The 10,800-nt window shown below is 35.5% G+C and carries 9 protein-coding genes and 2 pseudogenes; 4 read left to right on the forward strand and 7 right to left on the reverse strand.

Features of this window, described 5'->3' with window-relative positions; genetic code table 11:
• Positions 1-116: 116 nt before the first annotated feature.
• The gene (locus tag HMPREF0518_RS08405; RefSeq protein ID WP_003627785.1) at positions 117-2,306 is read left to right on the forward strand and encodes an ATP-dependent Clp protease ATP-binding subunit; all 2,190 of its coding nucleotides are present in this window, start codon (positions 117-119) and stop codon (positions 2,304-2,306) included.
• Positions 2,307-2,457: 151 nt separating this feature from the next.
• Positions 2,458-2,739, forward strand: a complete 282-nt coding sequence (locus HMPREF0518_RS08410; RefSeq protein ID WP_003627786.1) for a DUF1827 family protein — start codon at positions 2,458-2,460, stop codon at positions 2,737-2,739.
• Positions 2,740-2,806: 67 nt separating this feature from the next.
• Here the strand turns inward: HMPREF0518_RS08410 and HMPREF0518_RS08415 are convergent, their stop codons facing one another.
• Positions 2,807-4,378 carry a peptide chain release factor 3 gene (locus tag HMPREF0518_RS08415; protein WP_003627787.1) on the reverse strand — a complete coding sequence of 524 codons (1,572 nt, stop codon included), beginning with the start codon at positions 4,376-4,378 and terminating at the stop codon, positions 2,807-2,809.
• The gene (locus tag HMPREF0518_RS08420; RefSeq protein WP_003627788.1) at positions 4,378-5,250 is read right to left on the reverse strand and encodes a hemolysin family protein; all 873 of its coding nucleotides are present in this window, start codon (positions 5,248-5,250) and stop codon (positions 4,378-4,380) included. The genes HMPREF0518_RS08415 and HMPREF0518_RS08420 overlap by 1 nt, the downstream gene beginning before the upstream one ends.
• Positions 5,251-5,357: 107 nt before the next feature.
• On the opposite strand from HMPREF0518_RS08420, the gene HMPREF0518_RS08425 reads away from it, so the two are divergent.
• Positions 5,358-5,819 carry a hypothetical protein gene (locus HMPREF0518_RS08425; protein ID WP_003627789.1) on the forward strand — a complete coding sequence of 154 codons (462 nt, stop codon included), beginning with the start codon at positions 5,358-5,360 and terminating at the stop codon, positions 5,817-5,819.
• Between the two features lies 1 nt (position 5,820).
• Here HMPREF0518_RS08425 and HMPREF0518_RS08430 read toward each other — a convergent pair whose 3' ends face one another.
• Both HMPREF0518_RS08430 and recX read right to left on the reverse strand, forming a co-directional pair.
• Positions 5,821-6,303: a hypothetical protein gene (locus HMPREF0518_RS08430; RefSeq protein ID WP_003627790.1), complete on the reverse strand. Its 483-nt coding sequence runs from the start codon at positions 6,301-6,303 to the stop codon at positions 5,821-5,823.
• A gap of 10 nt (positions 6,304-6,313) precedes the next feature.
• Positions 6,314-7,129 carry a recombination regulator RecX gene (gene recX, locus HMPREF0518_RS08435; RefSeq protein ID WP_023191533.1) on the reverse strand — a complete coding sequence of 272 codons (816 nt, stop codon included), beginning with the start codon at positions 7,127-7,129 and terminating at the stop codon, positions 6,314-6,316.
• 121 nt (positions 7,130-7,250) lie between these two features.
• Here recX and rlmD point away from each other — a divergent pair, with 121 nt between their 5' ends.
• A complete protein-coding gene (gene rlmD, locus HMPREF0518_RS08440; RefSeq protein WP_003627793.1) occupies positions 7,251-8,633 on the forward strand; it encodes a 23S rRNA (uracil(1939)-C(5))-methyltransferase RlmD in 1,383 nt (460 codons plus the stop codon).
• A gap of 410 nt (positions 8,634-9,043) precedes the next feature.
• Here the strand turns inward: rlmD and HMPREF0518_RS11145 are convergent.
• The 3 genes and pseudogenes from HMPREF0518_RS11145 to HMPREF0518_RS08455 form a co-directional block, all read right to left on the reverse strand.
• Positions 9,044-9,151: pseudogene (locus HMPREF0518_RS11145) on the reverse strand (alpha/beta hydrolase); the annotation flags it as partial.
• Positions 9,152-9,346: 195 nt separating this feature from the next.
• A pseudogene (locus HMPREF0518_RS10835) lies at positions 9,347-10,435 on the reverse strand (transposase).
• Between the two features lie 3 nt (positions 10,436-10,438).
• A complete protein-coding gene (locus tag HMPREF0518_RS08455; RefSeq protein WP_003627796.1) occupies positions 10,439-10,708 on the reverse strand; it encodes a hypothetical protein in 270 nt (89 codons plus the stop codon).
• Between the last annotated feature and the right edge of the window lie 92 nt (positions 10,709-10,800).

Consider the following 10,800-nt stretch of genomic DNA (forward strand, 5'->3'; position numbering starts at 1 on the left):
TATTACTATTTTATATAATTCTTACATAAAGTAAGAAAATTAAATCTTAGCACTTGACTACTAAGAGTGCTAATAATATAATTTTGTTACAACTTAAATGAAAGGCGGTGTGTATTTTGCTTTGCCAAAACTGTCATAAACGGCCTGCCTCCATTCACCTTTTTACTAAGGTAAATGGCCAAAGCCACGAAATTGATTTATGTCAACAATGTTATCAAGACTTAAAAAATCAACAAGGAAATCTAGAAAATATGAACAATAACAACGAATTTTTTGGCGACTTTGATGATTTATTCAACGCTTTAAACGGAAATAACAACAATGCCGCAAATAACAATATGAATGAAAATAATCCAAGAATGCAAATGGGTGGAGGAAATGGAAACGGTAACCATGGTGGTAAAAGTCTATTAGACCAATACGGTACTGATTTAACTGCCCTTGCTAAAAAAGGAAAAATTGATCCGGTTATCGGACGTGACAAAGAAATTGCCCGCGTAATTGAAATTTTAAATAGAAGAACTAAAAACAACCCTGTTTTAATTGGTGAAGCAGGTGTTGGTAAGACTGCTGTAGTTGAGGGCTTAGCCCAAGAGATCGTTGATGGCTCAGTTCCAGCTAAATTACAAAATAAACGTATCATTTCATTAAATGTAGTTTCACTTGTTCAAGGGACTGGTATTCGTGGTCAATTTGAACAACGAATGGAACAATTAATTAAAGAATTGCAACAAAATGATGACATCATTTTATTCATTGATGAAATTCACGAAATTGTTGGTGCCGGTAACGCTGAAGGCGGTATGGATGCCGGAAATATTATCAAACCAGCCTTAGCTCGTGGTGAACTTCAATTAGTTGGTGCTACTACTATTAAGGAATACCGTGACATCGAAAAGGATTCAGCTTTAGCACGTAGATTCCAACCAGTTGAAGTAAAAGAACCAACTATTGATGAAACTATTCGTATTTTGAAAGGTATTCAACAACGCTACGAGGATTATCACCACGTTCATTACACCGATGATGCAATTGAAGCAGCCGCTAAATTGTCAGCCCGTTATATTCAAGACAGATTTTTACCTGATAAAGCCATCGACTTATTAGATGAAGCTGGTTCAAGAATGAACTTAACTATTCCTTACATCGACAAAGATAAGATGCAAGAAAGGATCAACGCAGCTGAACAATTAAAGAAAGAAGCTTTAAAGAACGAAGATTACGAAAAGGCTGCTTATTACCGCGATCAAATTGAAAAATACGAAAAAGTAAAGGATCAAAAAGTTGACCCAGATAAATCTCCAGTCATTACCAACAAGATTATGAATAAGATTGTTGAAGAAAAAACTGGAATTCCTGTCGGCGATATTCAAAAGCAAGAAGAAAATCAATTGCGAAACTTAGCTAACGACTTAAAAGCTCATGTCATTGGACAAGACAAGGCAGTTGAAAAAGTTGCTCGTGCAATTCGCCGTAACAGAATTGGTTTTAACAAATCAGGTCGTCCAATCGGCTCCTTCCTCTTCGTAGGACCAACTGGTGTTGGTAAGACTGAACTTGCCAAACAATTAGCTAAGCAAATGTTTGGTTCAGAAAATGCCATGATCCGTTTCGATATGTCTGAATACATGGAACAATATTCTGTTTCTAAATTAATCGGTTCTGCTCCTGGCTACGTTGGCTATGAAGAAGCAGGTCAATTAACTGAACAAGTAAGACATAATCCTTACAGCTTAATCTTGCTTGATGAAATTGAAAAAGCTCACCCAGATGTACTAAACTTGTTCTTACAAATTTTAGACGACGGACGCTTAACTGACTCACAAGGCAGAACAGTTTCATTCAAAGACACAATCATCATTATGACTTCTAATGCAGGTCAAGGCATCAAGAATGCTAGTGTTGGTTTTACTGCAGAAAATGAAACCAAGTCTAAAGAATCTGCTAGAAACAATATGAGTCAATTCTTCAAGCCAGAGTTCTTAAACCGTCTAGACGATGTCATTGAATTCAATGAATTAACTAAGCCAGACTTACTTAAGATTGTTGACTTAATGCTTAAGAACACTAATGATATGGTTAAAGACCAAGGCTTGCATATCGATGTAATTCAAGCCGCTAAAGATAAATTAGTTGAAAAAGGATTCAATCCTGCATTAGGTGCTCGTCCACTTCGTCGGACAATTCAAGAAGAAATTGAAGACAATGTTGCAGACTTCAAGCTTGATCATACTGATAGCAAGAACTTAAAGGCTGACGTGGTCGATGATAAAATCGTTATCAGCGATGAAAATGCGGCTGAATAATTATGCGAATTGACAATTTAAAAAAGATTCTGCGACTAACAATAAGCAGATTCTTTTTTATTTAATTTAATAAAAAGTAAAAATATGCTTCTTAATTTGATGTATACTAAATTTGAGTAATATAAACAAGAAAAGAAACAGGTGAAATTTCATGCATTTAATTGATGTAACTAACAACTATTCCAACTTGGTTCACAGTCAGCTCAATACTACCGATGCTAATTACGTCAAAGTATATTCATTAGGAAATACTTCCGTAATTTATACCGAAAGCAAAAATGCAATCGGCATTGCACTTGAAAACCATGATCGCCGTATCCGTGAAGATGAAATTGAATTTGTCATTAAACGATTAATTAAAGATTACGATTCTTCATACACTTTAACCGTTGACAAGAGCCGTCACGTCATTGAAATTCACGTCGATAAATAAATTTATGCTAAATAAAATTTAGTCAAAAACAAGCGTCTAAGATTAATTCTTAGACGCTTGTTTTTTATTAAAGTTTTTCAGTTAATTTAACATCTGGATACTTGTCATGGAAGAATCGTTCTGCAAATTCATTCTCAAACAAGAATAATGGATTGCCATAACGATCTTTTACTAACAGGTTACGGCTATTAGACATACGTGGATCAAGCTGCTCTGGATCAATCCAGCGTGCCACTCTGTGTCCAATACTATTCATCTCAACTTCTGAATTATATTCATTCTTCATTCTGAATTGGAAGACTTCAAACTGCAATTGACCAACCGCACCTAAAATATATTCATCGGTTTGGTAATTACGGTAAAGCTGAATAGCACCTTCTTGAACCAACTGGTTCATTCCCTTATGGAATGACTTTTGCTTCATCACGTTCTTAGCAGTTACTCGCATAAACAATTCTGGAGTAAATTCTGGAAGTGGTGGATAAACAATTTTACGTTTACCAGAATAGATACTATCCCCAATTTGGAAATTACCAGTATCGTATAACCCAACAATATCCCCAGCTACGGCATCAGAAACTTGAACACGTTCACTAGACATAAATTCAGTGGCATTATTCAAACGAATTGGCTTACCTGTTCTTGCTAAAGTAACATCCAATCCCCTTTTAAATTCACCACTACCAACACGGACAAAGGCAATTCGGTCACGGTGATGAGGATTCATATTAGCTTGAATCTTAAAGACAAAACCAGAGAATTCTGGATCTTCTGGACTAAGTTCTTCATCCCCATTAACTGTATGACTTTCAGGAGCTGGTGCCAAATCAACGAAACTGTTCAAGAAAGTTTCTACACCAAAATTAGTTAAAGCTGAGCCAAAGAAGACTGGGGTTTGATCACCCAAAGCAATTTTTTCAGGATCGAATTTATTACCAGCTTCTTTAACCAATTCAATTTCATCAAGAGTATCTTGGAATTGCGGATCTTGACTCAATGGTTCGCTATCTGGCAAAGTGCCATCTTCATTTAATGGTAAGAAACGGTCTTCACCATCTTTACGGTACAATTCAACTCGATTATTAGCAACATCATATAACCCCTTCAAGGTTTGACCAGAACCAATTGGCCAATCCATTGCGACGCCTTCAATACCTAGCAAATCTTCAAGTTCAGCAATTAAATCAAGTGGTGGTCGGCCATCACGGTCCAACTTGTTCATAAAGGTAAAAATTGGAATGCCACGCTTTTTAACAACTTTAAATAGTTTTTTAGTTTGTGGCTCAATACCCTTAGCTGAGTCAATTACCATGACAGCCGCGTCCACTGCCATTAAAGTACGGTAGGTATCTTCAGAGAAATCTTGGTGTCCTGGTGTATCCAAGATATTGATCCTTTTGCCTTTATATTCAAATTGCATAACGGAACTAGTAACTGAAATACCACGCTTTTTTTCGATTTCCATCCAGTCACTGGTAGCGAAGTTACCAGTTTTACGTGCTTTAACAGTACCAGCTTTTCTAATTACCCCACCGAATAACAGCATTTGTTCTGTAATAGTCGTTTTACCTGCATCAGGGTGAGAAATAATTGCAAATGTTCTTCTTTTCTTTACTTTCTCTGCTAACTCTTTATCCATTACTCTTTGTTATCTTCTTCCTTTTTTATCTCTTGTTTATTCTTTGTCAACAAAACAGTCAGTAAGCGTGACCCTTTCATCCTTCTAGTAGTCAAAGTCATTCCGTCGCCAATGTCAACGTTTAGCTTCTCTCCTTTAGCTGGAATCATCTTCAAAGTGTTAATAACATATCCTGCTACCGTATCAACATCTTCCATTTCAAGATGAGTACCAAATTGCTCATTAAAATCATCTAAAGGCATTTTGCCGTAAATAATATACTTATTAGGTGCAATTTGATTATACAGAATCTCAGTATGATCAACCTCATCGTGGATGTCCCCTACGATCTCTTCAATAAGGTCTTCAATAGTAGCTAATCCAGTTACACCACCATACTCATCTGTCAAAATAGCTAATTGGCGCTGCGTCTGCTGCATTTCCATCAACAGATCCCCTAGCTCTGCTGTTTCTGGTGCAAATAAAGGCTCAGTCATCACATCTTGATAATCAAGATTTTCAAAACCTTTAATTTTAGCTTTACGTAGTACCGTCCTAATGTGAATTATGCCGACAATTTTATCTTTATCTCGTTTATATACCGGAATACGCGAATAAGGTTCACGCAAGATTTCATCCAAGTTATCTTGAAAGCTCACATCTGCATCCACCATGAATGCATCCGTTCTTGGAACCATCACCTCGCGAGCCATTTTCACCTGAAAGTCCAGAATTCCTTCAAGCATTGAAAACTCAGTATCATTAATTTTATGATTATCGTGCAAATTGATAATTTCTTTTTCTAAATGATCTTTGGTTCCCTCTTCTGTCTCACCTGACAATCTATTTTTAAGGCGAACAAAAAGATTATCCGCTCCAGGATCACTACTCATTTTTTTACTCTCTTTCTTAAAAAGTTATCTAAATAAAGTTATTATAGCATAGAGCAATTATCAGTATGTTAAAATAGCAAATAAGACTAAAAGGAGGAAATATCCTTATGAAAAAAAGCCACGTTTTATTGGTTTTCACATTTTTATTGCTTATTCCATATATTTGCAGCTTATTAATTATCGGCATCGGCTACAATGCACTGGTTCTCCATTCAGCTGAAATCTACCGAACAATTATTGGTGCCTTAGTCGGCTCCATCATTATGTTCGCAGTTAAGGCAACTATCCAGCGTCCAGTTGATTTACTAGCTATGCAAACTAACGACGGTTTGTTAAAGCAGCTTTTACGCTTCTTTAGTATTCGACGACGCTATTTCTTGCTCTTTGCAAATATTGTCTTAGATTTTATTTTATGTTTTGCCGCAACTTATTTGGTACGATCTGTTTTGACACTCGATCAGATTGTAGGTAGTTCTATCGGCTTTGTCTTATTGATCATGTTTGTATCAACTTGTCTTGGTGCCTACGTTGAATACGACAACTTATCAATTGATCCACAACAACATTAATTTATTCACTGACCTTAACGTAAAATGCTTGGGTCAGTTTTTTTGTATCTAAATCAAGATCCCAAACGATATATGGAGTATCGCTATCACCTAAATTTTCATAAACCTTAACTCCATTGGCTACTACCTTTTTTACAAAATTAGGCACAGTACTGTTCAATGGCAAGTTAAAGTAAACTAAATTTTGATTTTCTTCCACTTCTTCGTCAATTTCAGCTTTAGGCAATTCAAACTTCATCAAACCAGTTGGAACCTTATCTGCTTCCATGTCAGTTACTACACCGTACCAGTACATAAAGCTATCAGGGCCTGAAACAATCAAAGCTGAACGCTTATTTTCTAGATTATTATCTGCTAAAAACTTTTGAAATACCTCATCATTTTCCATTTGTTGATTAGATTCCATAAAACTCTTTTGGGCATTCATCAAACTATCTGGGAAAGGACGACCAACAAACAACTTCTTATCAATATTCTTTTTCATTTTTTTCTCCTTAATATTCTGCTAAATCATCAAAATTAATTACTTCACCATTTAAAAAAGCATCAATCTCGCCAGATGAAAAACCATGACTAAAGAGATATTTCTTTATTCGAAATTTCCGTTCACTTTCATCATAGCGACGAAAACGTTTATAAGCTTTAATACCTTGCTTTTTTAACGCGTGCATCTGTAAGTCTTCATCATCTTCAAGAAGATCTAAAGATGCAATTACTTCGGTGCTAATTCCGCTGTCAAAACCATGCATTAACAACTTGGTTTTCATTTTGCGTTTCAATTCTCGCTGAGCTAACTTGCCAGCTTGATGGACCATCGATTTGATTACTCTTTGCCCCACTTCAATCCAGTCCTCATCCAGCACTTCGTCTAGTTCTGTCTGACTAATTTCTGGATCAACACCTTTTTGAGTTAATTTACGCAATAAACTTTTTGGACCATCTGAACCTACACGCAAATCATTTTTGATAAACAACTTGGCATACTGGTGATCATCTAAATAGCCTAACTCATTTAACTGACTAACAGCGCTATTAGCAGCTTCATCAGAAATTTCATGCTTTTTTAAATACTGTAAGACTTCAAAAATAGTTCGAGGTTCGTAACTCAAAAAATGTGCTGCTAGATCACTAGCTTTAGCATCAGCATCAAATTGTCTGATTCTTTCAACTTGTTCACTATCAAGTTCTTTTCCTTTTAAAAGAACAAACTCAGCAACTGTTTTTTCACCAGCAGAAAAAGCATATTTACCATCTAAGAAAATATTATAGCGACCTGGCCGCTTTTGTGCACTAACTTTGGTTATGATCATTTTTTCACCTCGCATATTCCAAAATACATGCTAGCAAATTTTTTAATATCTTGCTAAGAACTTTTACCAGGTAGTACAATTAAAAGCAATGTAATTAGTTTTTAGTAGAAAGAATAAGGTAATGAACAAAAAATTTACACATAAAAAACAACATCATGAAAAAGATGTAATTATCACAATTAAACGTTTAGGGATTAACGGTGAAGGAATCGGCTATTATAAAAAGAAGATTATCTTCATCCCCGGCGCTTTACCAGATGAAGTAGTTGTAGCAAAAATCGTTAAAAGCTACCCTCACTACATTCAAGGTGAACTTGTCCGCATTAAGGAAAAAAGTCCTGACCGCGTAGCTTTCCCAGAAGGCGTAGATCCAGAAATCGGTGGATTAGAACTTGCACATCTATCTTACGAAAAGCAGCTTGAATTTAAGCGCAACAATATGCTTGAATCACTCAGAAAGTACCATCCAAGAAACTACGCTAAGTACAAGGTCAAGAAGACTATCCCAGCTCCTGACGAATGGCACTACCGCAATAAGGCACAATACCAAATTGAAAATATTCACGGCAAGACCAAGTTGGGACTTTTCGCACCAAATTCTCACCGCTTAATCGACTTGCCTAAGATGCCTACTCAAAGTGAAGACACCCAAAAGACTGAACGTGAAATCAAAGTTTTAATTGAAAAGCTGCATGTTCCTGTTGCTAATTTCCGTCGTCATTTGCCTGGCGTTAAAACTATTGTAGTGCGTCAATCTGAAGCTACTAAGGAAATTCAAGTTACTTTAATCACTATTGGTCATAAGATCAAGAATTTGATTCCGTTAGCTAAAGAAATTATGAAATTGGACAACGTAGTCAGCGTTTACCAAAATGAAACTGAATGGCAAAATCCACAAGTTTGGGGCAATAAAACTGAAAAACTATTAGGTAAAAACCAAATCATGGAAGAAATTTTGGGTAAGAAATTTGCCTTATCCCCACGTGCTTTCTTCCAGCTCAATCCAGTTCAAACAGTGAACTTGTATTCTGAAGCTTTGAAATACCTCGACTTAACTCCAGATCAAACCTTGATTGATGCTTATAGTGGTGTAGGTACATTGGGTATCTTAGCAGCTGACCGTGTCAAGCAAGTTATTGGTATCGAAACTATTCCAGAAGCTGTTAAAGATGCTCAACATAATGTCGAACTCAACCATATCAAAAATGCTGACTATATCCAAGGCAGCGTAGAAAAGGTATTGCCTGAATTAAAAAATAGCGGCGTTTCAATTGATGCCTTAATCGTTGACCCACCTAGAACAGGTTTAGCTAAGAAATTAATCAAAACACTTTTACAGGTAAAGCCTGAAACTTTTGTTTACATTTCATGTAATCCATCCACTCTCGCACAAGATTTAGTACTCTTAAGTGAAGTTTACGATATCCGTGTAATTCAAAATGTGGATATGCTGCCACAAACTCCACGCTGTGAAGCAATCGCAAAATTAGTTTTGAGAAAATAATATGATAAAAAAACAACCTAGTCATCTGCTAGGTTGTTTTTGCATACAAAAAGCGACTGCCGGGCAATCCTTGTCTCTTAGCAGTCGCAATTCAAGTGGATGAGGTGGCTCATCAAATTGATAGTCACGATCTTCAACTATTTGTTATGTATTATAAAACAATGGCATTATCGTAACCAATATTAACATTCACTTGTTCGGGTCTTTACATAAAACGTAACTTTTAATGAATTGGAGTTTTGTAAACAGCCATTATTAGGGCTGACACCTCTACATATAGAGAATCTTTCAAGTTTCCAATAATAATACAATTCTGGAGATAAAAACTTACTTATATTTATACTTGTTAACTTAATTTCTACCTATTCCACATCTTTAATTATATCCGCTTGTGTAACCGCTTGCAATAATTAACGAATATATTTTTTTAAAAAATCTTTGATAACTTGTCGATATTTATTTTTGTACATTGGATAAGACATTGCATGTCCAGCTAACGGTGCAATCCATAAAAATTTAAGACTTATAGCAGTCTAAAAAAGAGATTGAAAATCAATTCAATGTCATTAAGTTAAGACATTGATTGATGATCTGACTTTATGAACCGAATCATTTGGATTCGGTTCTTTTTCTTTCTAAAGCATTTATCGAATTGCTTTATTCGACAGATAGCTTTTTGGGCAGCACAAATAAGCTATAGTTTTTTAATTAGTTTAAGCTGCCAAACGATAAGGAAAGCCAATTACTAATTTAGCCTTTAGATTCCGTTTATCTTTTCTTCCGGGTCGAATAGGAGTTGAATAAAATACCATATCCAGTAATAATTGCCCAAAGCTAATATCCGAGTTGTCGCTTAAACCAAAATATCGTCGCCAGATACAACAGGCCATTTTAAAATCTATTTGATATTGATATTTGCTCTTAACATATGGTTTAGAACTAGTAGCTACGGACAAACTTACCGCATTATACATTGCAAAATGAGCATATATCTCCATATAAACAAATTGATCTTTTTTAGAATGAAATTGGATGCCACTTAAATCATATTTAAGCTCTCTAAAGGAAGTTTCTATTCCCCAGCTAAGATGATAGATCTCTTTCATTCTAGCTAGAGGAAACTCATTGCGATCCAAATTGGTGATGAGCACTTCCCACTCGTCATCTGAACCTGGTGGATTGATTCTAAACTTGCAAACTCGAAATTTAACATTGCATAAATCTTCAAAATCCCAGCGGCAATCTTGTGTATTTTTAGAGCGAACGGCTTTATAGTGATGCTTTTTGTGGAGTATCAAGTGGAGAAACTTTTCCGTATCTTTATGAGTAACGTAATAATAATGTGACTAAGTTACTTTGCAAGAAAGGTCGATATCGCATTCATGATCTGGCAATGTGGCAATTTCCTTAATCCCGCCATATCCAGTTTTAGTTCTGATCATATAATGGCAATGCTTTAATCGATTACAGTTTTCAATAAAATTAAAGCCAGTATAGCCACGATCCATTAAACCTAAAAAATCTTTTTCTTGCTGGGCTAATTGCTTTAACATCATCAAAGCTGTTTGGCGTTCATCCATTTTGGGTCTAGGCTGAATAATCAGATCTAAATATAGTTTATTCAAGACATCATAAAGAGCATTTACATGAATTTGGCAATATATTTTGCCATCTTTTCTTTTAAAAATATTTTCTGACTTAGGATTAAATGGCTGATCAAAATCAGAACCATCAATCGCTACAACTAAATACTTATCATCTAGAAACTGCAATGCAGTACTTGCACGACTAAGTTCCAACATAATTTATTTAAAGCATTCAAGTTTTAATTTAGCTTTTTGTTGTTCAAAAGCTGAGGCCGTCATTCTGAGATTCATATCAGAAAAAGCGTGAAAAATTTCCATGTTCAGACTGCCAGCTCCCATGTTTAAAATCAACTTAATCAAATCAACCGCATTGAGCTTGCGACAACGGGTAAAAGCCCGATCAGAAACAGAGAAAGCGTGAATGTTAGCGGCGATTTTATTGATAATATTGTCCATTAGCATTAAAATATTTGAGTGAAGGGCTTTCATAATAATACGACCTTTCTAAAATTATTTGAAAGACCCGAAAGTTTAAACAAGTGAAGTGAGAAGAGGCATTTTCTTCTCACTTTTTATTTTAG

It is taken from the genome of Lactobacillus helveticus DSM 20075 = CGMCC 1.1877 (assembly GCF_000160855.1).
GTDB lineage: Bacteria > Bacillota > Bacilli > Lactobacillales > Lactobacillaceae > Lactobacillus > Lactobacillus helveticus.

What these genes read in the sequence shown, in the direction of transcription:
- rlmD (WP_003627793.1), top strand. Translation starts at nt 7,251, where the DNA reads ATGAACAAAAAATTTACACATAAAAAACAACATCATGAAAAAGATGTA.
- HMPREF0518_RS08415 (WP_003627787.1), bottom strand. Translation starts at nt 4,378, where the DNA reads ATGGATAAAGAGTTAGCAGAGAAAGTAAAGAAAAGAAGAACATTTGCA.
- HMPREF0518_RS08420 (WP_003627788.1), bottom strand. Translation starts at nt 5,250, where the DNA reads ATGAGTAGTGATCCTGGAGCGGATAATCTTTTTGTTCGCCTTAAAAAT.
- HMPREF0518_RS08430 (WP_003627790.1), bottom strand. Translation starts at nt 6,303, where the DNA reads ATGAAAAAGAATATTGATAAGAAGTTGTTTGTTGGTCGTCCTTTCCCA.
- HMPREF0518_RS08455 (WP_003627796.1), bottom strand. Translation starts at nt 10,708, where the DNA reads ATGAAAGCCCTTCACTCAAATATTTTAATGCTAATGGACAATATTATC.
- HMPREF0518_RS08425 (WP_003627789.1), top strand. Translation starts at nt 5,358, where the DNA reads ATGAAAAAAAGCCACGTTTTATTGGTTTTCACATTTTTATTGCTTATT.
- HMPREF0518_RS08410 (WP_003627786.1), top strand. Translation starts at nt 2,458, where the DNA reads ATGCATTTAATTGATGTAACTAACAACTATTCCAACTTGGTTCACAGT.
- recX (WP_023191533.1), bottom strand. Translation starts at nt 7,129, where the DNA reads ATGATCATAACCAAAGTTAGTGCACAAAAGCGGCCAGGTCGCTATAAT.